29 protein-coding genes are annotated in these 25,222 nt (G+C 58.2%); 18 read left to right on the top strand and 11 right to left on the bottom strand.

From position 1 onward, the window contains the following. The first annotated feature begins 16 nt into the window (after positions 1–16). On the top strand, positions 17–238 hold the full coding sequence (locus AWB76_RS04460; protein WP_061158893.1) for a hypothetical protein: 222 nt from the start codon (positions 17–19) through the stop codon (positions 236–238). Positions 239–998: 760 nt separating this feature from the next. Here the strand turns inward: AWB76_RS04460 and AWB76_RS04450 are convergent. Then, positions 999–1,292 carry a hypothetical protein gene (locus tag AWB76_RS04450; protein WP_157696050.1) on the bottom strand — a complete coding sequence of 98 codons (294 nt, stop codon included), beginning with the start codon at positions 1,290–1,292 and terminating at the stop codon, positions 999–1,001. Between the two features lie 108 nt (positions 1,293–1,400). On the opposite strand from AWB76_RS04450, the gene AWB76_RS04445 reads away from it, so the two are divergent. The 13 genes from AWB76_RS04445 (at position 1,401) to AWB76_RS40635 (ending at position 11,273) form a co-directional block, all read left to right on the top strand. Next, positions 1,401–1,943, top strand: a complete 543-nt coding sequence (locus AWB76_RS04445; RefSeq protein WP_061158890.1) for a hypothetical protein — start codon at positions 1,401–1,403, stop codon at positions 1,941–1,943. Next, a complete protein-coding gene (locus tag AWB76_RS40665) occupies positions 1,943–2,230 on the top strand; it encodes a hypothetical protein (RefSeq protein ID WP_157696049.1) in 288 nt (95 codons plus the stop codon). Before AWB76_RS04445 ends, AWB76_RS40665 begins: the two co-directional genes overlap by 1 nt. A 299-nt stretch (positions 2,231–2,529) precedes the next feature. Continuing rightward, entirely contained in the window at positions 2,530–3,018 is a 489-nt protein-coding gene (locus tag AWB76_RS38880) for an HNH endonuclease signature motif containing protein (protein ID WP_074171284.1), read from the top strand. A 16-nt stretch (positions 3,019–3,034) separates the two neighbouring features. Next, on the top strand, positions 3,035–3,412 hold the full coding sequence (locus AWB76_RS40660; RefSeq protein ID WP_157696048.1) for a hypothetical protein: 378 nt from the start codon (positions 3,035–3,037) through the stop codon (positions 3,410–3,412). A gap of 2 nt (positions 3,413–3,414) precedes the next feature. After that, entirely contained in the window at positions 3,415–6,213 is a 2,799-nt protein-coding gene (locus tag AWB76_RS40655; RefSeq protein ID WP_157696047.1) for a beta strand repeat-containing protein, read from the top strand. Beyond that, the gene (locus tag AWB76_RS42635; protein WP_157696046.1) at positions 6,213–7,940 is read left to right on the top strand and encodes a glycine-rich domain-containing protein; all 1,728 of its coding nucleotides are present in this window, start codon (positions 6,213–6,215) and stop codon (positions 7,938–7,940) included. Before AWB76_RS40655 ends, AWB76_RS42635 begins: the two co-directional genes overlap by 1 nt. A 5-nt stretch (positions 7,941–7,945) precedes the next feature. Further along, positions 7,946–8,278, top strand: coding sequence for a hypothetical protein (locus tag AWB76_RS04425; protein ID WP_061158886.1), 333 nt, complete (start codon positions 7,946–7,948; stop codon positions 8,276–8,278). Between the two features lie 44 nt (positions 8,279–8,322). Further along, entirely contained in the window at positions 8,323–8,694 is a 372-nt protein-coding gene (locus AWB76_RS40645) for a hypothetical protein (RefSeq protein ID WP_157696045.1), read from the top strand. Further along, complete coding sequence (locus AWB76_RS40640) at positions 8,691–10,043, top strand: tail fiber domain-containing protein (RefSeq protein ID WP_157696044.1); 1,353 nt, start codon at positions 8,691–8,693, stop codon at positions 10,041–10,043. Before AWB76_RS40645 ends, AWB76_RS40640 begins: the two co-directional genes overlap by 4 nt. Positions 10,044–10,069: 26 nt before the next feature. Beyond that, positions 10,070–10,489, top strand: coding sequence for a hypothetical protein (locus AWB76_RS04415; RefSeq protein WP_157696043.1), 420 nt, complete (start codon positions 10,070–10,072; stop codon positions 10,487–10,489). Between the two features lie 100 nt (positions 10,490–10,589). Beyond that, positions 10,590–10,820 carry a hypothetical protein gene (locus AWB76_RS04410; protein WP_157696042.1) on the top strand — a complete coding sequence of 77 codons (231 nt, stop codon included), beginning with the start codon at positions 10,590–10,592 and terminating at the stop codon, positions 10,818–10,820. Between the two features lie 7 nt (positions 10,821–10,827). Next, on the top strand, positions 10,828–11,055 hold the full coding sequence (locus AWB76_RS04405; RefSeq protein WP_061158882.1) for a hypothetical protein: 228 nt from the start codon (positions 10,828–10,830) through the stop codon (positions 11,053–11,055). Positions 11,056–11,096: 41 nt separating this feature from the next. After that, complete coding sequence (locus AWB76_RS40635) at positions 11,097–11,273, top strand: hypothetical protein (RefSeq protein WP_157696041.1); 177 nt, start codon at positions 11,097–11,099, stop codon at positions 11,271–11,273. A gap of 91 nt (positions 11,274–11,364) precedes the next feature. Here the strand turns inward: AWB76_RS40635 and AWB76_RS04400 are convergent, their stop codons facing one another. The 4 genes from AWB76_RS04400 to rsmD form a co-directional block, all read right to left on the bottom strand. Beyond that, complete coding sequence (locus tag AWB76_RS04400; RefSeq protein ID WP_061158881.1) at positions 11,365–11,613, bottom strand: hypothetical protein; 249 nt, start codon at positions 11,611–11,613, stop codon at positions 11,365–11,367. Between the two features lie 28 nt (positions 11,614–11,641). Further along, entirely contained in the window at positions 11,642–12,631 is a 990-nt protein-coding gene (locus AWB76_RS04395) for a tyrosine-type recombinase/integrase (protein ID WP_061158880.1), read from the bottom strand. A 215-nt stretch (positions 12,632–12,846) separates the two neighbouring features. Further along, complete coding sequence (gene coaD, locus AWB76_RS04390) at positions 12,847–13,353, bottom strand: pantetheine-phosphate adenylyltransferase (RefSeq protein WP_061158879.1); 507 nt, start codon at positions 13,351–13,353, stop codon at positions 12,847–12,849. Between the two features lie 99 nt (positions 13,354–13,452). Continuing rightward, entirely contained in the window at positions 13,453–14,079 is a 627-nt protein-coding gene (gene rsmD, locus AWB76_RS04385) for a 16S rRNA (guanine(966)-N(2))-methyltransferase RsmD (protein WP_061158878.1), read from the bottom strand. Between the two features lie 229 nt (positions 14,080–14,308). Between rsmD and ftsY the strand changes: the two genes are divergently transcribed. Then, entirely contained in the window at positions 14,309–15,532 is a 1,224-nt protein-coding gene (ftsY, locus tag AWB76_RS04380; protein ID WP_061158877.1) for a signal recognition particle-docking protein FtsY, read from the top strand. A 33-nt stretch (positions 15,533–15,565) separates the two neighbouring features. Here ftsY and AWB76_RS04375 read toward each other — a convergent pair whose 3' ends face one another. From AWB76_RS04375 to AWB76_RS04365, 3 genes are read right to left on the bottom strand one after another with little or no spacing between them, the layout of a single operon-like run. Continuing rightward, complete coding sequence (locus AWB76_RS04375; RefSeq protein ID WP_061158876.1) at positions 15,566–16,198, bottom strand: LysE/ArgO family amino acid transporter; 633 nt, start codon at positions 16,196–16,198, stop codon at positions 15,566–15,568. Continuing rightward, a complete protein-coding gene (gene maiA / locus AWB76_RS04370; RefSeq protein ID WP_061158875.1) occupies positions 16,195–16,839 on the bottom strand; it encodes a maleylacetoacetate isomerase in 645 nt (214 codons plus the stop codon). Before maiA ends, AWB76_RS04375 begins: the two co-directional genes overlap by 4 nt. A 10-nt stretch (positions 16,840–16,849) precedes the next feature. Then, positions 16,850–17,548 carry a fumarylacetoacetate hydrolase family protein gene (locus AWB76_RS04365; protein ID WP_061158874.1) on the bottom strand — a complete coding sequence of 233 codons (699 nt, stop codon included), beginning with the start codon at positions 17,546–17,548 and terminating at the stop codon, positions 16,850–16,852. A gap of 326 nt (positions 17,549–17,874) precedes the next feature. Between AWB76_RS04365 and ybiB the strand changes: the two genes are divergently transcribed. After that, the gene (gene ybiB, locus AWB76_RS04360; RefSeq protein ID WP_061158873.1) at positions 17,875–18,867 is read left to right on the top strand and encodes a DNA-binding protein YbiB; all 993 of its coding nucleotides are present in this window, start codon (positions 17,875–17,877) and stop codon (positions 18,865–18,867) included. Between the two features lie 424 nt (positions 18,868–19,291). Continuing rightward, entirely contained in the window at positions 19,292–20,944 is a 1,653-nt protein-coding gene (gene leuA / locus AWB76_RS04355) for a 2-isopropylmalate synthase (protein ID WP_061158872.1), read from the top strand. Positions 20,945–20,963: 19 nt separating this feature from the next. On the opposite strand, the gene AWB76_RS04350 is transcribed toward leuA, so the two are convergent. Together AWB76_RS04350 and AWB76_RS04345 are read right to left on the bottom strand one after the other, a co-directional pair. Continuing rightward, positions 20,964–21,347 (bottom strand): nuclear transport factor 2 family protein, encoded by a 384-nt coding sequence (locus AWB76_RS04350; RefSeq protein ID WP_061158871.1) that lies wholly within the window; start codon positions 21,345–21,347, stop codon positions 20,964–20,966. Positions 21,348–21,392: 45 nt separating this feature from the next. Continuing rightward, positions 21,393–21,959 carry an acyloxyacyl hydrolase gene (locus tag AWB76_RS04345; protein WP_061158870.1) on the bottom strand — a complete coding sequence of 189 codons (567 nt, stop codon included), beginning with the start codon at positions 21,957–21,959 and terminating at the stop codon, positions 21,393–21,395. 365 nt (positions 21,960–22,324) lie between these two features. Here AWB76_RS04345 and rpoH point away from each other — a divergent pair, with 365 nt between their 5' ends. Beyond that, the gene (gene rpoH, locus AWB76_RS04340) at positions 22,325–23,260 is read left to right on the top strand and encodes an RNA polymerase sigma factor RpoH (RefSeq protein ID WP_061159021.1); all 936 of its coding nucleotides are present in this window, start codon (positions 22,325–22,327) and stop codon (positions 23,258–23,260) included. A 131-nt stretch (positions 23,261–23,391) separates the two neighbouring features. Here the strand turns inward: rpoH and nagE are convergent, their stop codons facing one another. Further along, positions 23,392–25,176, bottom strand: coding sequence for an N-acetylglucosamine-specific PTS transporter subunit IIBC (gene nagE, locus AWB76_RS04335; protein WP_061158869.1), 1,785 nt, complete (start codon positions 25,174–25,176; stop codon positions 23,392–23,394). Between the last annotated feature and the right edge of the window lie 46 nt (positions 25,177–25,222).

The following is a 25,222-nucleotide window of genomic DNA, read 5'->3' as shown; positions in this document are numbered from 1 at the left end:
GCAAACGGAGAGCATTATGCAAACAACATTTGAAATTATCCTAACAACGCAGAACGTCCAGGAGGTAAACGACGCAATTCATTGGTGCGAGGAAAATACTCCAGATTTTGATTACGGCGTGCCGTTGGTCGGCGGCTGTATTGGTCCATTTCTGGTGTACTCCATCCAAGCACCTTTCTACTTCTTCAACGAGACAGACGCTATCCACTTTAAATTGCGGTGGAGCGATTACCTGTGACTAAACAACTACCAAAGCGGCCCCGCTACACTTGCGCTAACTGTGGCAACGAATACACGAAGTTCTATTTCAATGCTTATCACGGTCCAAGATGCACGCTGAAGAAAAGCAAGCATGGCATCTTCAAGCGACAACGACCAAAAGTAACTACCACCAGCACTTGCGAACATTGCGGAAGAACAACGCAGTCAGGTTGGTACTTCAACACCACGCATGGTGACAAGTGTAGGTACAGACCCGGTGGACCTGCTGAGATGGAAGAAAAGCAGAAGAACGGTGTAGACAACGATGTAGTGAAGCTGACATACAGAGAGTACATCAGGATACTGAAGACAATGAAAGACGATCAGCGAGCAAAGCTGAACGGATGGAATGTAGCGCGATAAACAGAAAAGGCCCGGAATTTCCGGGCCTTCGCTTTAGAGAGAATATACAACTTCATGGCCAATGAACGGGTTCCATTGGTCAATCTATTTATATCCATCACAGAAACCTAAGTTTGAACATTGCTGCAACGTTATCGCTTTTGCATTCGACAATCAAAACGGTGCAGCAGTTATGCAATTCACTCACCGTCCAGCCACGCAGAACCACTCGTTCTGTAGTATGGTCCTGCTTCTGAAAATATACGTTCGCAACGTCATCGCTTCCGTAGGCGGCGTCAAACCATTCTGTGACCTCAGACACTCTAGCGTCTGACACGTTTTCAACGAGTAGACCAAATGTACTGTTGCTTACGATCCAGTTCGAATTCATAGTCTCACTCCGCATCGTAAATCTGGTACTCGAAGCGGGTACCGAAGATCATTTTGAACTGTAGCGCATGGTACTCGTCACGGAACTCCCATGATGGAGCTTCAAACGCAATCATCTTCTTAGTGACTATCTGGCGTGGTGGTTGGTACTCGACAAGGTCTCGTAGGTCGTTGTCAGTAATCCACTCGTTAATCTGCTTGTTTAGCTCGAATACTGCCAGTCCATCTTCAGCTAGCTCTTTGAGCGTCATCTGTTCTGCTTCGCGCATCTGGAATACGAATAAGTGTCGTTCTTGCATGTTGTGTCTCTCCTTTTCTAACACACAAGTATTTAGCGCAGTTGAGTTGCAACTTAAAACTCACTAGAACGCCGACGCTAAATACGGTGGCATTTTTATGGAGACGATATGCAATTCGACAATACAAGGGCTAACAACCTGATCCTTATCACGAAGGATGAAGTACCAACGTTCTGGCACGTAATCAAAGCTGGTCTTGACTACATGGTCAAGGAAGGCCGTAACCCAGACGGTTGGATGCCAGCAACGGTTTTCAAAGACCTGTACGAGGGACGCGCTACATGTGTCTTTACTTCCATCGCACGAAGCGCAACCAAGAAGCGCGGCAAGAAAGCAGAAGCGGAAGCACCAACACTGTACGAGACACGCGAGCAAGCAATTGAAGACAGTTGCGGGTTTGGCATCGTCACAGTACGCGAGACTGCACGCGGCAAGACATTCCACATCTGGATCGCAGTCAGCAACGAGACAACCAACAAGAAGCAAGCCCCTTCAATCCTGACCACCTTCCATAAGGAAGTATGGGAACTGGCGAAGGCATGCGGCTGCACGCACATCGCATTTGGCACTAACCAAGACTGGTGGGACGACCTAGCACCACGCTTTGGATTCACAAAACAAGAAGTAATTTGGACAACGGAGATCAAGTAATGGACGAACTCGCAATTCAACTCAACGCATTGACAACATACCCAACAGTATCAGACCTGCACAAGCTAGCTGAAAAGCTTAAGCAATACGCAGAAGCAGACATTGCAGCAACGTTGCTGCCAGCACTGACAAACAAGCTGTTGGTTGAAGATATCAAGAAGTTGCTGAAACACCCTCCTAGCCTGATCTCAGCACCGATCTTCTCTCCACCTACTGCACCGACCGATCCTAATTACCCAGGTGTCGATCCAACGCAGAACCCAGGTGTTGCTACAGATACAGAATGAGTGAAGGTGAATCAGTCTTCAACGTCAAGGTAATCGCAAAGCTAAACAAGGACGGCAAGAGTTGCACTTTCGAGATGCAAGTTCTTGACGACCTACAGCAAGACATTACTGACATGTTCCGCTTCTATGCCAGATTCGAAGAAGAAGACATAGGCAACGCAAGAATAGATGCAGTGATAGTAAAGCGAAAAACAATTTGACAACAGGCCACCGTTATTTTCCGTTCCGGTGGCTTTTTCATCTGCGAAATAAATAGAAGAGACGAGCGGATTGCAGCTCTCGATGAACGGAAAAAGCAAATGACTACACTTACACAAGAGAGACTTAAGAGTCTCCTCCACTATGACCCAATTACAGGTCACTTCACATGGCTAACCGGCCGCGCCCACGTTATTAATCAACGCGCAGGATCAAAAGCAGACAAAGGCTACCGCTGTATCACAATCAATGGGAAACACTATTATGAGCATCGTCTCGCTTTCCTGTACATGACTGGCGCATTTCCAAAACAGCTAGTCGATCACATCAACCGTGTCCCATTCGATAATCGCTGGGAAAACCTCCGCGAAGCAACACCTGCACAAAACGCCCGCAATGCAAATCTCAGCAAGCTGAATACATCTGGCTACGCAGGCGTGTCAAAGGTCAGCAGCGGTAAATACCAAACATACATCAACTTTGAGAACAAGCGCACCTACTTGGGTACGTATGAATCAGTTGAAGCAGCGGCAGCAGTAGTGGCGAAAGTAAGACGTGCCTGCTACGGCGAGTTTGCGCCAAAGAAATAAAACTACAAGGCGAACAATGGCAGTCGATTTTTTCGTTGGAAACACTTTCAACTACGCAGGAACACTGATGCTTGATGGCGACGTTGCTGGCGGGACTTATGGTCCCAATGGCAACCAACCTGACTGGAGCCAGTGGAACATTCAAGCAGCGTTGTTTGACTCCGACGCAGAGAACCAAATCGGTTCTTTCACGGTAACAAACCTCTCAGACCCGACCGTACCGGATACGAACGGGCTTTATCAGATTACTGCGTCCGCTGGTGATACAGCGAAATGGCCTGTTGGCAAAGCGCAGTTCTGGATTTCAGCACAAGGGCCAAACGGCGTAACGATCACAGATCAACCGTTCTGGATGCGTCTACGTGCAAACCCACTCAGCAAATACGGCGCATAACAATGACAACGACCCCACGCCTTATCTTCACATTGAAGGGTGACGGCAACACGCTAGTCGCCAACTTCGGCCCTTTCCTTCCACTGCCAATCGACAGCACGATTCAAGACGTTATCGCAGCAGCGGCAGCAGTAGACGGCAAAGTAGATGCAGCGGCAGCGCAAGCAGCGGCAGCGTCCGCATCAGCAGCAGCGGCGGCAACTAGCGAGACAAACGCAGCAGCTAGCGAATCAGCAGCCAGCGCATCAGCAGGTACGTCCGCAACTCAGGCAAGCAACGCGTCGGCAAGCTCCCTGGCTGCTGGTAATAGCGCTACACAAGCGGCTGGCAGTGCGGCAGCGGCATCAAGCTCCCAGACAGCAGCGGCTAACAGCGCAGCGGCAGCATCACAAAGCCAGACGGCGGCAGCAACGTCCGAGACAAATGCAGCGAACAGCGCAGCAGCAGCGGCACAAAGCGCTACCGCAGCTAGCCAAACGTTCGTAAGTCTCGCGCCAGTGGCGACAAGCGGTAAGTATGCCGACTTGACAGGCGCACCAGCTATTCCCGCAGCACAAGTCAATGCTGATTGGAATGCTGCTTCAGGTGTTGCACAGGTTCTCAACAAGCCAACTCTGTTCTCCGGCTCATATACCGACCTGACGAACAAGCCAACGATTCCTGCGGCATACACGCTTCCAACTGCATCAGCATCAACACTGGGTGGCGTGAAGGTAGGTAGTGGCTTGTCTATTACCAGCGGCGTATTGAGCGCTACAGCAGCGGCGCAGGTTAATAGCGATTGGAACGCAGTCAGCGGCGCAGCGCAGATTCTGAATAAGCCAACTATCCCTGCTGCATATACGTTGCCAACAGCATCTGCTTCAACGCTCGGTGGTGTAATGGTCGGTAGCGGCTTGTCGATCAGCAACGGTGTATTGAGCGCTAACGTCCAGTCATCCGGCGTAACGACATTCAACACTCGTTCAGGTGCAGTGACACTCACCGCTTCTGACATTAGCGGCGTTGGAAAGATTAGCATTACTGACATTACGGCAGCTACTTCAACGACAACAGGTGCGTTGACGGTAGGCGGTGGTCTTGGCGTAGGCGGTGCAGCTTACATCAATACGGGCGTTACTACAGGTTACGGCCAGTTCTCCGGCTCTGTTTCATGCCAAGCAACCACTGGCACAGGCTTGTGGGTCAACTCCTCTCAAGACTCAACGTCTAACTCCACAGGTGGCGCAGTAATTCTTGGCGGCTTGGGCGTCAACAAGAACGTGAACGTTGGCGGCACGCTCAACGCTTGGCGCATTACTTCTTCAAACGCGATTCCAGTCTCAAGCGGTGGTACTGGCATTACGTCAGTCGGCACAGCAGGACAGGTGCTCGGTTCAGACGGCACCAACATGGTCTGGACTACACCAAGCAGCGGAAGCGGCTCTGGTGGTGTTGCAGGCGTTTCATCATTCAACGGTCGCACTGGCGCAGTAACGCTCACATCTGGTGACGTTACAGGTGTTGGTGGCGCATTAACCGCTGCTCCGACATTCACAGGCACGACCAACGCCGCGAACTTAGTTCTCACAGCAGTTCCATCAGCGACCTCGCCACAGTTGACTGTGAAAGGCGCAAACGGTGCAAATAGCACTAATGCAGCGATCGGGCTGTGGGGTACGTTTGGCGGTACGGTCAGCGATTATGGCTCACGCCTTGTCTCAACGATCAGCAGCGGCTTCAACGGTGGCGCATGGGGCAATGAGTACATCGATTTTGCCATCAACAACACGACAAACGACACCGCAACTACAGCTAACCAAGCATCTGCAATGCGCTTGGTGTACGGCAACCGTCTGCTGGTCAATACCACTACAGACGACGGTGTTTCAAACCTGCAAGTAAATGGCGCGATCACAGCCAGTACTCCGACAGCCGGTGATAACTCAACAAAGGTAGCGACTACTGCTTACGTGCAGAACGCGATCAGCGGTTTAAGCGGCGGCACGACAGGCACCATTCCTGTATCGCAAGGCGGTACTGGCCTTACTAGCTATACGACCGGCCAGATTCTTTATGCATCTGCTTCCGGCACATTAGCTGGCTTGAGCGATGTTGCTGCGGGTAACGTCATCATCTCGGGTGGTGTAGGCGTAGCTCCTTCATACGGCAAGGTGAGTCTAACGACAGCCGTAGCAGGCACTTTGCCAGTTGGGAGCGGCGGTACTGGCCTAAGTTCCTACACGTTGGGGCAGCTCCTTTACGCATCAACCGCCACGTCACTCGCTGGTCTTAGCGCCGTTGCGACCGGTTCTGTCCTGTTATCGAAAGGTGTTGGTGTAGCGCCAGCATGGGGCCAAGTACCTCTTGCTTCAGCAGTAACCGGGACCTTGCCATTAGCTAACGGCGGCACTAGTACAGCAACAGCACCAACAGCGGGACAGGTTCTGCAAGCGACTAGTACGACAGCAGCAGCATGGACTTCACAGCCCTACGACATTGCGCTTTATATCGAAGGAACAACGACCGCGAGCGAAGTTGTTTTCCGCTTTGCTGCACCACGTGCATTTACATGGCCGGCGTCACTGACTAACTCCAAGGCAATTGCAGGCACAGCAGCAACGGCGACAACGACCTTCACGATCACCCGTAACGGCACGTCTATCGGTTCGTTCGCGTTTGCGGCAGGTGCAACTTCTTCGACCTTCACATTTAGTACTGCTACGACATTTGCGGTCGGTGATGCTATCCAGATCACTGGCCCCGCGACGCCTGACGCGACGCTTGCAAACATCGCTATTACGTTTGCAGGTACACGTTAATGGCAACTCCAACAGTAATTATTCTAACTGCTGGTTCGTCATGGATAGTACCGAGCGATTGGAACCCAAAGAGTAACCGAGTCGAGGTCTGGGGAGCAGGCGGTGGTGGCGGCGCTGATGGTAACTATGGCGGTGCAGCAGGTGGTGGTGGCGGTTACTCAGCTATCACCAACCTCACATTGACGCCCGGCGCAGCGATCAAGTATGCGATTGGTGCTGCTGGTATCGGCGGTAACGGTACAGATGGCACAACCGGTGGAAACACATACTTCAACGGCACGTCCCTTTCCGTTTCCTCCGTGGGTGCGTTGGGCGGCGCAGGTGGTTTGTACAGCGCAGAGCCAGGCCTAGGTGGCGGTGCTGGTGGTTCTACAACTACGGCAATCGGTTCGACCAAGTACGCAGGTGGTAAAGGCGGTGGTGGTGGTGGTCTATCAGGCTATGACGTTGGCTCAGGCGGTGGTGGTGGTGGTGCTGCTGGCCCTGACGGTGTAGGCGTCGCCGGTTCAAACGGCAAGGACAACACAGGCTCAGGGGTAGCTGGCGGAAACGGCGGTGCTGGTGACAACGGTGTTAGTGGTGGTGCAGGCGGAACAGGCGGCACAAGCACATCGAAGAACGGCTCTGCTGGTGCTGCTAACGCAAATGGCGGTGGTGGTGGTGGTGGTAGTTATTCCGACAATGCAAGCGGCAACGTGGGCGGCGCAGGTGGCTTCCCCGGTGGTGGTGGTGGTGGCGGTGATAACGGCGGACCAAACGGCACAGGTGGTAATGGTGCAGCAGGTCAAATTCGCATTACCTACATTCCTCAGCAGTACGTAGTTCTAACGTCAGGAACAAGCTGGACAGTCCCTGCTGATTGCTCCGGGACGTTAGACAAGGTCGAGCTTATTGGTGGTGGTGGCTCTGTCTTCGGTACTGGCTATGCTGCTGGTGGTGGTGAGTACCGCGCAGATGTTGGTCTCACAGGCTATACAGCAGGTTCCAAAGTCACATATACCATCGGTGCGGGCGGCTCGTCATTCGGTGGACCTGGTGGTGACACATCGTGGAACAGCGGTCTTATTGTCGCTAAAGGTGGTGGTGGCCTCGCATATGGTGGCACTGCTCCAACGACACGCATACTCGGCGGCACGGGCGGCACTGGCGGCAGCATTCACTATGACGGTGGCGCAGGCGGCAGCGGTGGTGACTTCTCAAGCTCCTTCTCATGCGGTGGTGGTGGTGGTGCGGGCGGTCCCAACGGTCCCGGCGCAAATGGCGGAGACGCGTACAACCTCAGTTTCGACGCAGGTGGTGGTGGTGGCGGTGCAAGCGGTGGCTCGCCGGGTGCTGCTGGTACAGAGACTTCGAACGGAACCGGCGGCAATAACTATCTTGGCACAGGCGGTGGCACTGCTGCACCAGCAGGCAGCACGACGATTGTAGGTACTGCCGGCACAAACGGTGGTGGCGGCGGCGGTGGTGATGACAATAACGGCGCTGGAAAGGGTGGCGACGGTACTGATATGGCTAACGGTGCTGCTGGCGCGGGCGGTGGCGGTGGTGGCTCCTTCAATGCTCCGGCTAGTGGAGGTAAGTATGGTGGTGGTGCAGGTGCCGGTAATGCATATCCGTCTCCTTCTGGCGGCCAAGGGGTTATCGTTATTACGTACTCCCCACCCTTAACGACGACTCCCGCTGTAGTAACAACTAGAAAACGCAGACTGATCTGCATTATGGGGTAGTAAGAATGAGCATTACAGCAGCATTTGTAGACAACGGTGTCGTGGCCAACATGGTCGTGATGCCCGACGACTACGACAACAGCGATCCAAACGTCATCGCATTGCCAGCCGACTCAACAGTCACCTTCGGATGGCTGTATGACGGCACAACGTTCACGATGACGCAAGACTTAATTACAAATACCTACAATGGTTTAGCGGCGTCAGCTAACGTCGTGATCAAACGTCTGACAGCAAAGAATGATCCGTCACTAAGTGTTTGGCAGAGCTATCTCGCTGAACTGGAGAACATGGACTTGTCCGCAAATAATCCTCCGCAGTGGCCCACACGTCCATAAGCTAGCAGCAACGTTAAATAAAAAGAATAACAAGGTAACGTTCCATGAACATCTATACAGGTGCCTCATTCAACTATGCAGGCACGCTAAGAACAAGCGGATCAGTTGCTAGTGGCACGAGCGGAGTAAGCGGCGATCAAGCTGACTACTCCCTCTGGCAAGTCAGTGCAAACGTCTTCACCGAAGACGGCGAGTACATTGACAGCATCACGGTCACTAACAACACCAACGCTGTACTGCCCGACACAAACGGCAGGTTCCAGCTAACAGCAACACCATCGCAGACTGCTCTATGGCCTGTGGGTAAAGCGCAGTTAGTTTTCAAGTGCGTAACACCAACTGGAGACGTTGAGTATGCAAAGCCAATCGAGTTCCGCATTAAACCAATTCCAAAGGGACCAACGATCTCCTCATGAGCACAGAACTAATCTTTACACTGGATGGCGATCAAGGACAGATCGCAGCAAGCTTTGGCGCATTCCTTCCAATCGCAATGTCTGGCACTCTGCAAGACACGCTAAACACAATTGCAGCCGCTGAAACATCAGTAGCCAACGCTGTTCAAGCATCCCAGAACGCGATTCAAGCATCAGCCGCTGCCACACAAAGCGCATCGGATGCCGCAGGCAGCGCGACGCTCGCAACCACGCAAGCTAGCAATTCTTCCGCAAGCGCATCAGCAGCAAGCGACAGCGCCATACAAGCGGCTACAAGTGCGGGAACCGCGAATACAGCAGCATCACAAGCGTCAGCGAGCGCGACAGCAGCGGCAAACTCAGCAGCAAGCATCACGCTTCCATTGCCGGTCACAAGTGGCGGTACAGGCACGACAACAGTAAGCGGCGCACGCTCTGCTCTCGGTCTTGGCACAGCAGCAACGCAGAACACAGGGACAAGCGGCGCAAACGTGCCTTTGTTGAACGCTGCTAATACTTGGGCGAGCCAGCAGACGTTCTCTGTACGTCCAACGTTCAATGCACAGACGCCTTGGGATAGCGGCAACTTGGCTAACCCAATGACGCTCGACACCACGCAAACTGTGTCTGGTGCAAAGACGTTTAGCCAAGGCATCGTTTCAAATGGCGCATCAAACACGCTCGGCGGCACTGCATCAACGGCTGGTCTTGAGTTGGGTGGCACTACGACAACCACTTCTTTCATCGACTTCCACTCAGTGGGCGGTTCTGGCAACGACTACGACTGTCGAATAATTGCATCGGGTGGTACTGCTGGAACGCTGGGTAAAGGAACCCTGAACTACACCGCAAATACACATCAGTTCAATGGTGCGGCCCTGTTCGGTACTAATCTGACCATTCAGAACTACAGCAACCTCGCACTGAGCGGCCCGGCATACACTGCCTATCTACGTGCGGATTCAACCGGACTTGTCGGCTTTATCAACAATGCTGGCAACGCATGGAATCTCCAGATCACTGATGCAGGCGCTGTAATTGCACGCGCCAACATTACTGGCTACTCAGACGAACGCCTGAAGTACAACTGGGAGCCGCTTCCATCCGACACAATCAGCAAAGTCGCTGCGCTTGAAAAGAGTGGAACGTTCGACCGAACAGACATTGAGGGGCGCTTTGTTGGCGTCGGTGCGCAGTCGTTCCAAGCAATCATCCCTGAAGCTGTGAAGGATGTGAACGGCACACTCACTGTAGATTATGGTGGTGCGGCGCTTGCGCTATGCGTGGAGCTTTGCCGAGAAATTGAGCATCTGCGTGAGCGCATCGCTCAACTGGGAGGTGCGCAATGACTCTCCAATCTAGCGGCGCTATTTCGATGAGCGACCTGAACAACGAAGTTGGGTCTAACAGGAACAACCTCGATGACGGCATCCTTCGCGCACTTGCGAATAAGGTAGGTTCAGGTACACCAATCTCGTTCTCCGACTTCTACGGCAAGACGGGCAAGATTGCCAAAGGCATCACCATGTCTGCGTCCACGTCAAGCGTAGGTTTTAGTGGAACCCCTTGCATGGGTGGGACTGCGGATCAGTTGATTGTCAATGCGAGCAATGGCAATTGCGAACTGGACTTTTCTGTCGCCCCAATTTGGCAAGGCAATTACACGATCACCAACAATACGACTGGTGTCAGCAGCGTGCTCTACTGGCAAAACTCCCGAAGCTGGCAGGGAGCGAACTACGCAAACTTGCTGCGCGCAAACACTGGCGATTACTTCACGATCATTCCTTCGTAAAGGCGAAGCTCCGTTTTTTCTTTTGCGGCTGTCACTCTTTTGTTGATTCTGCACCTGGTGAAATTACCATCTGAGCGTGGTAATTAACAAGGAGAACGAAGTGAGCTACGAAATCCCACGCGTTGCAAAGTTGAAGAAGGAAGTCGAAAGCAAGTACATCGGCCTGAGCGCTGGTCGCACGCACAAAGCTGGCAAGAAGGTCAAAGTGCAACGCAGTCCCGCAGAACCCGGTCTGTTCATCATCTGGTTTGGCAAGACGGAGATTGCAAAGGTACAAGCGCTCGACCTGAGTAGCACGATCGAGTACACGGACGGACGCGAACAATACTGAGGCAATCATGCAGATCGACTTCTACACTGACCGCTATTTCTTTAGTCATGCAAAGTCTCCCCGCGGGTTTGGCTGCTGGGTCTTCGAAGCGCACATCGCAGGTGACAAGATGCAGTACAGCACCGGCCCGGTCAGCTACGCGGTAGCGAAGAAAGCAGCTACCAACTGGGTGCGCGAGCAGGTAGCAGCAAAGCAGTCGCAACAAGGTGTCGTGCGCATCATTGTCATGCCCTAACTGTGCTATAACTACAAGGAGCGCACAACGTGAGAGAGCAGATGGACATTCTCAAGTTCGAGGCAGAGTTGGAAGTGCTGCGTGCAACCAACTCGAAGCTGATCCAAGAGACAGCTAAGATCGCAACTGAACGACAGTGGATGCCCTTTGTCTGGGGTGCTGGTTTTGCCTCAGCAGTGTTCGGGATTGTGATCGCGCTGATCAAAGTGCTGCACTGACTGATAAATACTGCGTCTTTTCTTGCCAGGTCCAGACGCATTATTAACTTCAATTTGCAAACAACAAGGGGAGCTTCTAGCTCCCCTTTTTTCATTCTGCTACGGTGTATTCCAACTGTGGAAATTGAGACTTCAACGCATCAACATCGACCTCGTCATATAGCTTGAAAACGACTTGGAATCTGCGGTATGTGCCTGTTCTTGGGAACAAGGTCAGTTCAAAGTTGTTGAGTTTGTGTAGCAGCGCCTCGATCTCGGGACGTGTATAGACCAACCCGAGTGTGGGCGCTTCTTGATCAGTGATGATGTATGGAATTGTGCAGATGTAAGTTGTTTGCATGAATTTCTCCGTGTCAATGACACGGTATTTAGCCAATCTTCAGCGCAAGTTCCTCTGGCGTCGTATGGTAGTACCGTGCAAGCATCTTAGGATTGCTATGCCCCGTTACAGCAGATAGCTCAATAACGTTAGGCAGCTTCTTAGCAAGACGTGTAGTAGCCATGTGACGCAGGTCGTGGAAGTTGAAGTCTTCGATACCTGCACGCTTGCACAGTCTCCACCAAGCACTGTCAACAACAAAGCTACTGAGCGGAAACACACGCTTATCAGTACGCGGCAACGCAGCCATTATCTCAGCAGCTTTGCTACTAAGTGGGACAGTACGTGACTTGCCATTCTTAGTGATAGGCAGGTGCGCTGTACGTCTTTCCAAGTCCACTCGATCCCAAGTTAGCGTCAACAACTCCCCACGTCGCATAGCAGTCTCAAGCGCTACTTGAACAAGCGGATACAACAGCGGGTTACGTTTTGCATGGCTACCGGGACGAAGCTCATGCAGCAAGATAGCCAACTGCTCGTCAGTAAGTAGCCTGTTTCTGCCCGGTGGAAGCTTTGGCTTTTTGACCTTCAAACAGGGATTTTCGACCTTCAATCCCCACTCTCTACAAGCGTGGTTGATGATGCCTTGAATGTTAGCTAGCTCACGCGCAACAGTGGCCGGTCCTACTTCTTTTATGCGTTCATCGCGATACTGTGCGATGACCATAGGCGTTAGGTTGTAGACGCTGTACTGCCCTATGAAGCTTCTGGCGATCTTGCCAAGCCTGAAGTATTCGCTCTTATTGTCGTAGTTGCGCTTTGGTATTTCCAGACTGCGATAACGCTCTACAAGCTCCCCAAACAGCACGTCCTTAGCCTCAGAAGCATCAACAAACGTCCTGCTGTACATGGCCGCTTCTACCTCTGCCGCCCATGCCTTTGCCTCAGCGTGTGTGTCGAACGTTTTGTTCTGCTTAGGGTATCCCTTAACCGCAATGCGTGCCATCCACTTGTCGCCACGCTGTACGAAGCTAGCCATATGATCCTCAGTTGCACTCTAGTTGCACTTTCGAGGAATTTTCGGCTGGAAACTTGGTCTAAACCCTTGTTTATTAAGGTGAATCCGCAGGGTCACTAACGTCGCAGTTGATGCACTCGTCGGTAATGATCAGGGACATGCTTCACTCTCTTGCGCCGGATGGTGTCCGGCATAAACCCGCGCAACCTCGAAGATGAGTGCGCGGGCCCGGCGTATCAAGGCGCCGCCGGATCTTTCTGAGTCTGCTCGGTGACTTTGTCGATCAGCCGCTTTTCCACCGATGGGAACACGAACTTGCTCACGTCGCCGCCGAGCTGCGCGATCTCGCGCACGATGGTGCCGGAGATGAACTGGTACTGGTCGGACGGCGTCATGAACATCGTTTCGACGTCGGGCAGCAAATAGCGGTTCATCCCGGCCATCTGGAACTCATATTCGAAATCGGAGACGGCGCGCAGTCCGCGCACGATCACACGCGCGTTGTTCTTGCGCACAAAATCCTTCAGAAGCCCGGTAAAGCTGCTCACCTGCACGTTCGGATAGTGCCCGAGCACCTCATGCGCGATATCCAGCCGCTCCTGCAGCGAGAAAAATGGCTTCTTGGCGCGGCTGTCCGCGACGCCCACGACGAGCTGATCGAAAATGCTCGACGCGCGCCGGACGATGTCCTCATGCCCGCGGGTGAGCGGGTCGAACGTACCCGGATACACGGCGACAACCATGAGCTTCTCCTCTTCTATTTACATGGGGCCGCGTGGCTGCGACGACCCATTCTCCTCAATCCCCGCGACCTTGGCAGCGCCAAAATCGGGGAACGCGCATTATTCCTCATTTTCGCGGCGCAGCAAATGATAGCGGACGGCGCCCGCCTTGCCTTCGCGCACGACGCTCCAGCCAGCGAGCGCATCGATGCCCGATACCTCCAGCGGATCGCCGCATTCGACGTAAATCGCTCCATCCCGCGCAACGAGCGGCGCGGCCAGCGCCAGCGCGCGCAACAGCAACGCGTGATCGCCGAAGGGCGGGTCCAGGAAGACGACATCGAATGAACCGGGGGCGAGGCTGGCGACGAGCCGCAGCGCGTCCGCTTCCGCGATCTCGATATTGCGCGCGCCGAGCTTCGCCTGATTCGCGCGGATCTGTGCCGCCGCCTTCGCGCTTCGTTCGACCATCAGCACCCGTGCCGCGCCGCGCGACGCTGCTTCGAAACCGAGCGCGCCGCTGCCGGCGAACATATCGAGGCAGTGTTGTCCGGAGAGATCCTGGCCGAGCCAGTTGAAGAGCGTCTCGCGCACGCGATCCGGCGTGGGCCTGAGGCCGTCGAGATCGAGCACGGGCAGCGGCGTGCGTTTCCAGTCTCCGCCGATGATGCGGATCGTGTGCGGTTTGCCTCCGCGCGATGGCGTATGGCTGGGCAAGGTACAGCGAGTAGCGGACGTGCGAGGCATAAAGAATTGTCGGAGTCGGGCGCGCCGGGCTTGTTTTACTCGAAGATGAGCCGGCGCGAACAATGAAAGCCAACGTTACCACACGCGCACGCCGTGCCGGGGGCCGCACAGGCGCTGCGGGCGGCGCCTGATAAAATACGCGGCTTCCATCCCATCGCGCGGGCCTCGCGCAAGCGGCTCGACAACGCGCACGGGGCCGCCGGATCACGCGCATCATCGCCAGACATCCATGTTCAGCTTCTTCAAGAAATTCAAAAAGCCGGCTGACGCGCCGCTCGACGAACCTCAGGACGAATCCGTCGAGGCTGCCGAGGACGACGCAATCTCCGACGCCGAGCTAGAACGGCAGGCGCTCGGCGCCGATGCGCCGCTGGAAGAAGCGCGGCCCGAAGAACCCGTCGCGCCGGCGGCTCCGAAGTCCCCTGCCCCGACGCCACCGACGGATGAATCGAAGGAATACTGGCAAGGCCGCACGCAATCGCAATGGGCGCGCGGTCCGGAAACCGATCAGGCGAGCGAGGAAGTCGTGCCGCCGCCCACGCTCGATCCCGCCGCGAAAAAGTCGTGGATTTCGCGTCTGCGTCACGGTCTTTCGAAGACGAGCAACAATCTGACGGGCATTTTCGTCAGCGCGAAGATCGACGAAGATCTCTACGAAGAACTCGAAACCGCGCTGCTCATGTCCGACGCCGGTGTCGATGCAACCGAATTCCTGCTCGAATCGCTGCGCGAGAAGGTGCGCGCGGAGCGTCTGACCGAAGCGTCGCAGGTGAAGAAGGCGCTGCGCGAACTGCTGGTCGATCTGCTCCGTCCGCTCGAAAAATCGCTGATGCTCGGCCGCGCGCAGCCGCTCGTCATCATGATCGCGGGCGTGAACGGCGCCGGCAAGACGACGAGCATCGGCAAGCTGGCGAAGCATTTGCAGCGCTTCAACCAGTCGGTGCTGCTCGCCGCCGGCGATACGTTCCGCGCCGCCGCGCGCGAACAACTCACCGTCTGGGGCGAGCGCAACAACGTGACGGTGATCGCACAGGAAAGCGGCGACGCCGCCGCCGTGATCTACGACGCGGTCGGCGCGGCGCGCGCACGGAAAATCGACGTGATGATGGCCGACACTGCCGGCCGTCTGCCGACGCAATTGCATCTGATGGAAGAGCTGCGCAAGGTGCGCCGCGTGATCGCGAAGGCGATGCCCGACGCGCCGCACGAAGTGCTGCTCGTCATCGACGCGAACACGGGTCAGAACGCGCTCGCGCAGGTCAAGGCGTTCGACGACGCGCTCGGCCTGACGGGTCTCATCGTCACGAAACTCGACGGCACCGCGAAGGGCGGCATTCTCGCCGCGATCGCGCGTCAGCGGCCCGTTCCGGTGTATTTCATCGGCGTGGGCGAGAAAGTGGAAGACTTGCAGCCGTTCAGCGCCGAAGAATTCGCCGACGCTTTGCTCGGCTGAACGAAAAAAGAGCGCCTGCGTGGCGCTCTTTTTTTATCGCGCGAAGACCAGGGAAGCCGCGATCCACACCATCACGCAGCCGACGATCACATCGAGCACGCGCCACGACACGTCTTTCTCGAACCACGGTTCCAGCAGACGCGCGCCGTAGCCGAGCGCGGTGAACCAGACGACCGACGAACACATCGCGCCGGCCGCGAACCACGCGTTGCCCGGCCAGCCGCGTTGCGCGCCGATGCCGCCGAGCAGCACGACGGTATCGAGATAAACGTGCGGATTGAGCAGCGACAACGCGAGCACGGTGGACGCCGCGCCGATCGCCGTCTGCGAATCGCCATCCGATGCGTTCAGATGTCCCGGCCCGCGCCACGCCGCGATGAACGCGCGCAGGCCGTACAGAAACACGAAGATCGCGCCAGCCCAGCGAATCACGTCGAGCAGAAAAGGCGCACGCGCGATGAGCGCGCCCATGCCGCCGACGCCGAGCGCGATCAACATTACGTCGATGAACGCGCAGATCGACACGACGATGCCCACGTGCCTGCGCTTCAAACCCTGCCGCAACACGAACGCATTCTGCGCGCCGATCGCGACGATCAGGCTCGCGCCCAACCCCGCACCCGACAGATAACTCGACAGCGCACCCGCCGATACCGCAGCCGTCATTCGGCGTCCGGCTGCTGCGCGGGCGCGGCTCGCGCGAAGGCGTCGAGCGTGCAGGCGTGATCGGCGATGCGCGCGATCGTCGGATAAGGACTCGTGTCGATGCCGAAGCGCCGCGCGTTGAACACCTGCGGCACGATGCACAGATCGGCGACGGTCGGCGTGTCGCCGAAGGTGAACGAACCGACGCGCTTGTCGGCGGCGAGCCGCTTTTCGAGCGACGCGAAACCCGTTTCGACCCAATGCCAATACCACGCGTCCTTCACTTCATCGGGCACCTTGACCTGATGCTTCAGGTACTTGAGCACGCGCAGATTGTCGAGCGGATGAATCTCGCACGCGACCTGCATCGCCACCGAGCGCACGAACGCGCGGTCCAGCGGCTGCTTCGGCAAAAGGGGCGGCTCGGGATGCGTCTCTTCCAGATACTCGATGATTGCGAGCGACTGCGTGAGGATGTCGTCGCCATCGACGAGCGTCGGCACGATGCCGTCCGGATTCATCGCGCGATACTCGGGCTTCAGTTGCTGGCCGCCGTCGCGCAGCAGATGCACGCCTTCGTACTCGTAATCGAGCCCTTTCAGATTCAGCGCGATACGCACGCGATACGCCGCCGAGCTGCGGAAATAGCTATAGAGCTTCATGATCGCGGACTCAGACCACGCGCACGGAGAATTCGCCGATGCCCTCGACGCCGCCCTTCAGCACGTCGCCCTTCACGACCGCGCCGACGCCTTCGGGCGTGCCGGTGAAGATGAGATCGCCGGGGAAGAGTTCGAAGAGCGTCGACAGATACGCGACCGTCTCGCCAACCGACCAGATCAGTTGCGAGATGTCCGAGCGCTGCTTTTCCTCGCCGTTGACGGTCAGCCAGATCGCGCTCTTTTCCAGATGCCCGACCTTCGATACCGGATGGATCGGGCCGATCGGCGCGGAGCGGTCGAAGCCCTTCGCCGTGTCCCACGGACGGCCGAGCTTCTTCGCTTCGGCTTGCAGGTCGCGGCGCGTCATGTCGAGGCCGAGCGCGTAACCGTAGACGTAATCGAGCGCTTTGTCGGCGGGAATGTCCTTGCCCTGCTTGCCGATGGCCGCGACGAGCTCCATCTCGAAGTGCAGATTCTTCGTCTGCGACGGATACGGGAATTCGGCCGTCGAACCCGGCGCGACGTTCAGCACGGCGTCGGCGGGCTTGCTGAAGAAGAACGGCGGCTCGCGGTCGGGATCGTGGCCCATTTCGCGCGCGTGAGCTTCGTAATTGCGACCGACGCAATAGATGCGGCGCACGGGAAACTGCTCGTTCGAACCATCGACGGGCACCGCTGCTGCCGGCGCCGGGGGAAACACGTAACTCATCCCGCTCTCCTGTTTGCTGTTTTGATTTGCAGATTCATGGACGAATGCGCTGGCCCGGTCGGCCGGCGAGAACAAAGAGTTTAACGTGCGCGCGCAAATCGTGGCGAAGCTTGTCCGGCTTGGCTTCGCGAGCTTTCGCGCGGCCTTCGGGCACGGCTCTGGCACAGCGCTTTTAGTAAGCATCGGACGAAAACGGGGCGAAACGCGCGACCGGGAAACCTTGCCAGCGCTCTTCAAATGCGGTACTCAATAGCATTCCTGCACCTTGAAACGCGCAACGGCGTCGCTCGAAGCCTGCAATCGAGCGCCCGAATACGCACCTCTCCATGACCGACTCCGCTTCCCCTACTTTCGCCTGCGCACGCTACATCAAGGAAATCGGCCGCGGGCCGAACGGCGCGCGCGCACTTTCGCACGAGGATACCTACGCGCTCTACGAAGCGATGCTCGACGATCGCGTCCCCGAACTCGAACTCGGCGCCGTGCTGCTCGCTTACCGCGTCAAGGGCGAATCCGCCGCCGAACTCGCCGCGATGCTCTCCGCCGCGCATCGCTCGTTCGAACCGCTACACGTGCAGGATGGCCGCGAGCACGCGCGCCCCGTTTCGATTCCGAGCTACAACGGCGCACGCAAGACGCCCAACCTCGTGCCGCTGCTGTCGCTGCTGCTTGCGCGCGAAGGCGTGCCGGTGCTGGTTCACGGCGTCACCGACGATCCCGGCCGCGTGACGAGCGCGGAAATCTTCGCCGAACTGGGCATCGCGCACGCGAATTCGCACGATGAAATCGAGGACAGTCTCGCGTCGCGCCGCCTTTCGTTCGCGCCGATCACCGTGCTCGCGCCGAAGCTCGCGCGGCTGCTGGCGCTCAGACGCCGCATGGGCGTGCGCAATTCGACGCATACGCTCGTGAAGATCCTTCAGCCGTTCGCCGATCCCGGCCTGCGGCTCGTCAACTACACGCACCCGGAGTATCGCGAGAGTCTCACCGGGCTTTTCACCGCGCATCCGGACGCGGCGGCGGGCGGCGCACTGCTCGCACGCGGCACGGAAGGCGAAGCCGTAGCCGATACGCGCCGCCAGGTGCAGGTCGACTGGTTCCACGACGGCCACGTCGAGACGCTGATCGCGCCGGAGCATTCGCAGCCGCACGCGCCGCAGGTCGAATTGCCCGAAACGCTCGATGCCGCGACCACCGCGCGATGGATCGAATCCGTGCTGCGCGGCGACGTGCCGGTGCCGCCCGCGGTCGCGCGTCAGGTCGAAGTCATCGCCGATGTGGTGCGCAAACCGGCCACCGGTCAGGCAAATCCCATTTGACACGGAATTCAACGCTGGTTTAAAGTCGACCGCATGAGCTTCACCCAGCACCCCTCCCTCCGAATTATTTCGGGCCGCCTAGCGCGGCCCCTATCGCTACGTCTAGCGTAAGTCGCCAGACGTAGCGCCGCGCGTCGCCGGTTTCCCCAGCAAGCGCGGTCCTCCAGAAGTTCCCGCAGTTCCTTTCCTTACCACCTGTAGTCGTCAGCTTTTCGTTCGCGCATCCCGCGAATCGGAAACGCGAGGGTCACATGCACGCTGCTTCGCGCACGTTCACGTTGGTCGCAGGCGTCACCGTCGCTGGTGGCTCCGTGACACGCGCGCGCCGCCCGGTCTTACGTGCATCGCGCCACGCCCGGCCAGCCGCCGGACACGGCCTCTCCCGCAGACGCTACGCACATCGCCCGAAGAGAGATCGACGATCATGATGCCGAACCCCGCCGAGAAATACCGCCCGTTTCCGCAAGTCCGTCTGAATGGCCGCCGCTGGCCGAACCGCACGATCGAAAAGGCGCCCATCTGGATGAGCACCGATCTGCGCGACGGCAATCAGTCGCTCATCGAGCCGATGAGCATCGCCGCGAAGCTCGAATTCTTCGAGATGCTGGTGAAAATCGGGTTCAAGGAAATCGAGGTGGGCTTCCCGTCGGCATCGCAGACCGATTTCGATTTCGTGCGCAAATTGATCGACGAAAAGCGCATTCCGGACGACGTGACCATCGAAGTACTCGTACAGTCGCGCCGTGAGCTGATCGAACGCACGTTCGAAGCCGTCGAAGGCGCGAGCAAGGTGATCGTGCATCTCTATAACGCGATCGCGCCGTCGTTCCGCAAGATCGTGTTCAATCAGTCGAAGGAAGAAGTGAAGGCGCTGGCCGTCGAAGGCACGCGCATCATCAAGGAATGCGCGGCGGCGCGGCCGGACACGCACTGGGTCTATCAGTACTCGCCCGAGACGTTCAGCATGACGGAGCTCTCGTTCGCGCGCGAAGTCTGCGACGCCGTCGCGCAAATGTGGCGTCCGACGCCCGATCACAAGATGATCGTGAATCTGCCCGCGACCGTGGAAGCCGCCATGCCCAACGTGTTCGCCGATCAGGTCGAGTGGATGGACCGCAACATGGGCTTTCGCGACAGCATCGTGCTGTCCGTGCATCCGCATAACGATCGCGGCACGGCGGTCGCGGCGGCGGAAATGGCGGTGCTCGCGGGGGCGGATCGCGTCGAAGGCTGTCTCTTCGGCAACGGCGAGCGCACCGGCAACGTCGATCTCGTCACGCTCGCGATGAATCTCTACACGCAGGGCATCGATCCGGGCCTCGATTTCTCCGATATCGACGCCGTGCGCCGCGTCGTCGAGCGTTGCAACCAGATTCCGGTGCATCCGCGCCATCCGTATGCCGGCGATCTCGTGTTCACCGCGTTTTCGGGTTCGCATCAGGACGCGATCCGCAAGGGCTTCGCGCAGCGCGTGCCGGGCACGGTGTGGGAAGTGCCCTATCTGCCGATCGATCCCGCCGATCTCGGCCGCAGCTACGACGCCGTGATCCGCGTGAACAGCCAGTCCGGCAAGGGCGGCTCCACGTATCTGCTCGAACGCGGCCTCGGCTTCACGCCGCCGCGCCGCGTGCAGATCGAATTCAGCCACGCCGTGCAGAAAATCACCGATGCCTCCGGCGCGGAAATCGGCGGCGACGCCATCTGCGAGCTGTTCAAGCGCGAGTATTTCGACGCGGGCGGCGCGGTCTCGCGGCTCGATGTGTCGACGTTTTCGGTGTTCGAGCGGCGCGTGACGGTGCCGCCCGCAGCGAGCGCGACGAGCGGCGACACGTACGCGCAAGCCGTTGCCGCGGCACTCGGCGTGGACGCGAACGTGAACTGGTTCGAGACGGCCGTGACGGCGAGCGGCGACACGGCGGCGTTCGTCGGCTGTCGTGTCGGAGACGGGCAGACGCGCTTCGGCGTCGCGGTGCATGCGAATCCGGCGCTCGCGGTCGCCGATGCGGTCGTGAGCGCGGTCAACCGTTCCGGGCGCGTCACGGCCTCCGTGCGGCAGGACGAAGCGGTCGAAGCGTGATGAATAGCGGCGCGCGCGGCTATTCGAGCGCCACGCGCGTCGCCTGCAGCGCGAGCAGTTGCCACTGGCCCTCGGTCTGCACGTGAACGGCGGTGTAGGCGATCGGAAACAGCAGCGCGCCGTTCTTCGACTCCATCTCGATCAACGCGCGGCCCGACACGAGGCACGTATCGCGGCCGGCGGGCAGCACGTCCTGCGACTGAATCTCGATCTGGCGATAGCGGCGGCGGCCGGCCGTGATGGCGTCGATGAACTGGCGCTTCGTCTCCCGCTTGCCGTTCGTGTGGACGTAGCTGACGTTCTCGGCCAGCAACGCGTCGAGCGCCGGGCCGTCGCTCTCGACCATCGCACGGAAGCGGTCGCGCTCGAGGCCGCGGATGGCCTCAATGGTTTTTGCGGGCATCTGTCGATTCCCCTTATGTCGAGGAACCGATGCGCCGGCGCCTCGTCAGAAGTTGTATTGCAGATATAGCTGGCTGAAATTTATACCAGGATTCGGCTCTTTGATACCGCCGTTCGACAGATGCTGGAAACGATATCCGACCTGATAGTTCTGCCTGTCCCCGAAGATCATGCCGACGCCCACCATGTCCGCGAACTGGAACGCCGTCGCCACGCTGAAATCTTCGGTGATGCGCGTGTGCGAAAGCAGCCGCACGCCCACGCCCGCCTCGATGAACGGCCGGAAATAGCCTCCGCTCTTCACGAAGCGCACGACCGGTGTGATGCCGACTTCCCAGATGTTCGGGTGCACGGCGTTGTCCTCGGTCGTGTGCCAGTACGACACGTGCCCTTCGCCGACGAGCGTGAAGTGAAACCCGCCGATTTCCCACCAGGTCAGGCCGGGGTCCCAGGACACGCCGATATCGGCCTTCTTGATATCGCGGTCGGCCACGCCGGCGGCAAACTGGACGCCGAACCGGTCGGCATGCGCCGCCGCCGACGCAAGGCCGAAGGCGGCGCACACCGCCACACGCGAGAGCGGCTGATGCCACGAACGCTTGTTTTTTTGCATTCACACCCCAATTTACTCGGAAAGGTGGCCGTGTTTCATTTTTTGGATGCGTCCGGGGAATTGTAGTGAGCTTCCGCGGAGGTTGCAGAAAGCGCATCCGTTTGCCGTGTTTTGTTAAATTATCTTTCGCTGCCCCGCACCCAATCGGTACTACATTCGAACAGGCGCTGTCGCCCGGTCATTTTTTCCTACATCGGCGCAACAGTCCGTCCTATTAATCCCGCAAATTCGATAGTTTTTGTGGGAACTCACACATTCCCGTAGCCTCTAACACTTAGCACTCGATGAACCGGAGTGCTAATATCGTGTCTGACTTTGCCGCTGCCGTTAGCGGCACATGAATTGTTGATAAGGAGCTTATGAGCGTGACCAATGCGATGACCCTTCCGAATGTTGTGAACTCGGCACCTGCCAAGGCATGTTCGGCAGGCGCGCTGACGTACGCACAGTCTTCGATGCTGACCGGCCAGATCGGCAACATCGATTCATACATACAAGCAGTGAACCGTATTCCTATGCTTTCGCAGGCAGAGGAACGTCAGTACGCCACCGAATTCCGCGAGCAGGGCAACCTGAACGCCGCGCGCCAACTGGTGCTTTCGCACCTGCGGCTCGTCGTGTCGATCGCCCGTAACTATCTCGGTTACGGTCTGCCGCACGCGGACCTGATCCAGGAAGGCAACATCGGTCTGATGAAGGCGGTGAAGCGCTTCGACCCAGAGCAAAACGTGCGCCTGGTGTCGTATGCCATGCACTGGATCAAGGCCGAGATTCACGAGTACATCCTGCGCAACTGGCGCATGGTGAAGGTCGCGACGACGAAGGCGCAACGCAAGCTGTTCTTCAACCTGCGCAGCCACAAGACCAGCCATTCGGCGTTCACGCCGGACGAGATCGAAGGTCTCGCGAGCGAACTGAACGTGAAGCGCGAGGAAGTCGCGGAGATGGAAACGCGCTTGTCGGGCGGCGATATCGCGCTCGAAGGCCAGGTCGAGGACGGCGAGGAAGCGTTCGCGCCCATCGCCTATCTGGCGGATTCGCATAACGAGCCGACCAACGTCATTGCGGCCCGCCAGTTCGACAAGCTGCAGAGCGACGGCCTCGCCGACGCACTCGAATCGCTCGACGAACGCAGCCGCCGCATCATCAAGGCGCGCTGGCTCGACGTGGAAGACGACGGCTCGGGCGGCAAGACGCTGCACGAACTGGCGGACGAGTTCGGCGTGTCGGCGGAGCGCATTCGTCAGATCGAGGCAAGCGCAATGAAGAAGATGCGCTCGGCGCTGCACGATTATGCGTAACAATTGACTGTGCTTTTGCAGGGATTGCAAAGCCCGCCGTTCGCAAGACGGCGGGCTTTTTCTTTGGCCACGCGCTGAAAAGACAAACGGCACCCGGAGGTGCCGTTTGTTTTCGATCGTCGATTACCGCATCAGGCGGGCATCGGCGACGCGCCGCCGCCGCTGCCGCTCAGGCGCGTGGACAGTTGCGTTGCATAGCGCTGTGCCGCCGCGCCCACGACGATGTGGAATGTGTCCGCCGACACCCACGCGACATCCAGCGACGACAGACGCTGACGATCCACCGACGACGGATCGCGCACGACCACGCGCAGACGCGTCTGAGCGACTGCGTCGAGCGAAACGACGTTGGTCGCGCCGCCGAACACCGCGAGCCAGCGGAACGGGTCCGGATCGAGCGGGCCGGGCGTCTGCTCCGCACTTGCCGCTGCCACCGGTTGCGCCGGCGTGGACGATGCGGGCGTTGCGCCGCGCGTCGACGAATGTTCGAGCTCGCTGCGGATTTCATCGGCGATCAGGTCGGCTTCCGGCCCGATGATCACCTGCACGTTGGTCGCGCCGCGCTTCAGCACGCCGCGCGCACCGATGGTCTTCAACTGCGCTTCCGACACCTTTTCCGTATCCGCGACCGACAGACGCAGACGCGTCGTGCAGGCATCGACGAGCGTCAGGTTCGACGCGCCGCCGAGCGCCGCGATGTACTTCGCTGCGCGCGTGTCCGACACGGCAGCCGCGCCCGGAACCGGGGGAATCAGACCGCCATCGACGGTTTGCGCCACGTCGGTTTCGGCGTCGGTCGTGGCCGGCTCGCGGCCCGGCGTCGCCATGTTGAACTTGCGGATGAAGAAGCGGAACAGGCCGTAGTAGACGACGAAGTACACCGCGCCGACCACGAGCGCCAGCCAGCCGCGCTGCGACAGACCGTAGTTCAGCACGTAGTCGATCGCGCCCGCCGAGAACGTGAAGCCCAGATGGATGCCGAGCGCCGAACAGATGGCGAGCGACAAACCCGTCAGCACGGCGTGAATGCCGTACAGCACCGGCGCCAGGAACATGAACGAGTATTCGATCGGCTCCGTCACGCCCGTCAGGAACGCGGTCAGGGCCATCGAGAACAGCAGGCCGCCGACGACCGCGCGGCGCTCCTTCGGCGCTTCATGGAACATTGCGAGGCAGGCTGCAGGAAGGCCGAACATCATCACCGGGAAGAAGCCGGTCATGAAACCGCCCGCCGTCTTGTCGCCCGCGAAGAAGCGATGCAGGTCGCCGTGCACGATCGCACCGCCGTCGGGCGGCGTGAACGAGCCGAACACGAACCAAGCGAGCGAGTTGATGATGTGATGCAGACCCGTCACCAGCAGGATGCGGTTCAGCACGCCGAACACGAAGGTGCCGAGCGCGCCGGCCGTCGTCAGCCAGTTGCCCGCGCCGTCGATGGCCGCCTGCACCGGCTGCCAGATGTAGCCGAAGAGGATGCCGAGCACGAGACACGCGACGCCCGTGACGATCGGCACGAAGCGCTTGCCGCCGAAGAACGCCAGATACTCGGGCAGCTTGATGTCCTTGTACCGGTTGTACAGATAGCCGGCCACCATACCGGCGATGATCCCCGACAGCACGCCCATGTTGAGCTTGTCGTTGATGTCCTTCATCACGGCCACTTCGATGAGATAGCCGATCGCACCGGCGAGACCCGCCGTGCCGTTGTTGTCCTTCGCGAAGCCCACCGCCACGCCGATCGCGAACAGCAGCGGCAGATTGGTGAAGATCGCATCGCCGGCGTCGGCGATCATCTTGATGTTGAAGACGTCGGGCTGGCCGAGACGCAATAGCAGGCCGGCCACCGGTAGTACGGCGATCGGCAGCATCAGCGCGCGGCCTAGTCGCTGCATCTTTGCAAACGGGTTGGCGTCCATCGGGTTCTCCAAAAAATATAGGTCTTGTCTTTGCTGCTTGGGGATT

It is taken from the genome of Caballeronia temeraria, from assembly GCF_001544795.2.
GTDB lineage: Bacteria > Pseudomonadota > Gammaproteobacteria > Burkholderiales > Burkholderiaceae > Caballeronia > Caballeronia temeraria.
This window is presented reverse-complemented; position numbering and strand designations above follow the sequence as displayed.

Bases quoted from the DNA above. Each gene is read 5' to 3' on its own strand.
- AWB76_RS04460 (WP_061158893.1), top strand. From the start codon at position 17: ATGCAAACAACATTTGAAATTATCCTAACAACGCAGAACGTCCAGGAG.
- AWB76_RS04450 (WP_157696050.1), bottom strand. From the start codon at position 1,292: ATGCAAGAACGACACTTATTCGTATTCCAGATGCGCGAAGCAGAACAG.
- AWB76_RS04445 (WP_061158890.1), top strand. From the start codon at position 1,401: ATGCAATTCGACAATACAAGGGCTAACAACCTGATCCTTATCACGAAG.
- AWB76_RS40665 (WP_157696049.1), top strand. From the start codon at position 1,943: ATGGACGAACTCGCAATTCAACTCAACGCATTGACAACATACCCAACA.
- AWB76_RS38880 (WP_074171284.1), top strand. From the start codon at position 2,530: ATGACTACACTTACACAAGAGAGACTTAAGAGTCTCCTCCACTATGAC.
- AWB76_RS40660 (WP_157696048.1), top strand. From the start codon at position 3,035: ATGGCAGTCGATTTTTTCGTTGGAAACACTTTCAACTACGCAGGAACA.
- AWB76_RS40655 (WP_157696047.1), top strand. From the start codon at position 3,415: ATGACAACGACCCCACGCCTTATCTTCACATTGAAGGGTGACGGCAAC.
- AWB76_RS42635 (WP_157696046.1), top strand. From the start codon at position 6,213: ATGGCAACTCCAACAGTAATTATTCTAACTGCTGGTTCGTCATGGATA.
- AWB76_RS04425 (WP_061158886.1), top strand. From the start codon at position 7,946: ATGAGCATTACAGCAGCATTTGTAGACAACGGTGTCGTGGCCAACATG.
- AWB76_RS40645 (WP_157696045.1), top strand. From the start codon at position 8,323: ATGAACATCTATACAGGTGCCTCATTCAACTATGCAGGCACGCTAAGA.
- AWB76_RS40640 (WP_157696044.1), top strand. From the start codon at position 8,691: ATGAGCACAGAACTAATCTTTACACTGGATGGCGATCAAGGACAGATC.
- AWB76_RS04415 (WP_157696043.1), top strand. From the start codon at position 10,070: ATGAGCGACCTGAACAACGAAGTTGGGTCTAACAGGAACAACCTCGAT.
- AWB76_RS04405 (WP_061158882.1), top strand. From the start codon at position 10,828: ATGCAGATCGACTTCTACACTGACCGCTATTTCTTTAGTCATGCAAAG.
- AWB76_RS40635 (WP_157696041.1), top strand. From the start codon at position 11,097: ATGGACATTCTCAAGTTCGAGGCAGAGTTGGAAGTGCTGCGTGCAACC.
- AWB76_RS04400 (WP_061158881.1), bottom strand. From the start codon at position 11,613: ATGCAAACAACTTACATCTGCACAATTCCATACATCATCACTGATCAA.
- AWB76_RS04395 (WP_061158880.1), bottom strand. From the start codon at position 12,631: ATGGCTAGCTTCGTACAGCGTGGCGACAAGTGGATGGCACGCATTGCG.
- coaD (WP_061158879.1), bottom strand. From the start codon at position 13,353: ATGGTTGTCGCCGTGTATCCGGGTACGTTCGACCCGCTCACCCGCGGG.
- rsmD (WP_061158878.1), bottom strand. From the start codon at position 14,079: ATGCCTCGCACGTCCGCTACTCGCTGTACCTTGCCCAGCCATACGCCA.
- ftsY (WP_061158877.1), top strand. From the start codon at position 14,309: ATGTTCAGCTTCTTCAAGAAATTCAAAAAGCCGGCTGACGCGCCGCTC.
- AWB76_RS04375 (WP_061158876.1), bottom strand. From the start codon at position 16,198: ATGACGGCTGCGGTATCGGCGGGTGCGCTGTCGAGTTATCTGTCGGGT.
- maiA (WP_061158875.1), bottom strand. From the start codon at position 16,839: ATGAAGCTCTATAGCTATTTCCGCAGCTCGGCGGCGTATCGCGTGCGT.
- AWB76_RS04365 (WP_061158874.1), bottom strand. From the start codon at position 17,548: ATGAGTTACGTGTTTCCCCCGGCGCCGGCAGCAGCGGTGCCCGTCGAT.
- ybiB (WP_061158873.1), top strand. From the start codon at position 17,875: ATGACCGACTCCGCTTCCCCTACTTTCGCCTGCGCACGCTACATCAAG.
- leuA (WP_061158872.1), top strand. From the start codon at position 19,292: ATGATGCCGAACCCCGCCGAGAAATACCGCCCGTTTCCGCAAGTCCGT.
- AWB76_RS04350 (WP_061158871.1), bottom strand. From the start codon at position 21,347: ATGCCCGCAAAAACCATTGAGGCCATCCGCGGCCTCGAGCGCGACCGC.
- AWB76_RS04345 (WP_061158870.1), bottom strand. From the start codon at position 21,959: ATGCAAAAAAACAAGCGTTCGTGGCATCAGCCGCTCTCGCGTGTGGCG.
- nagE (WP_061158869.1), bottom strand. From the start codon at position 25,176: ATGGACGCCAACCCGTTTGCAAAGATGCAGCGACTAGGCCGCGCGCTG.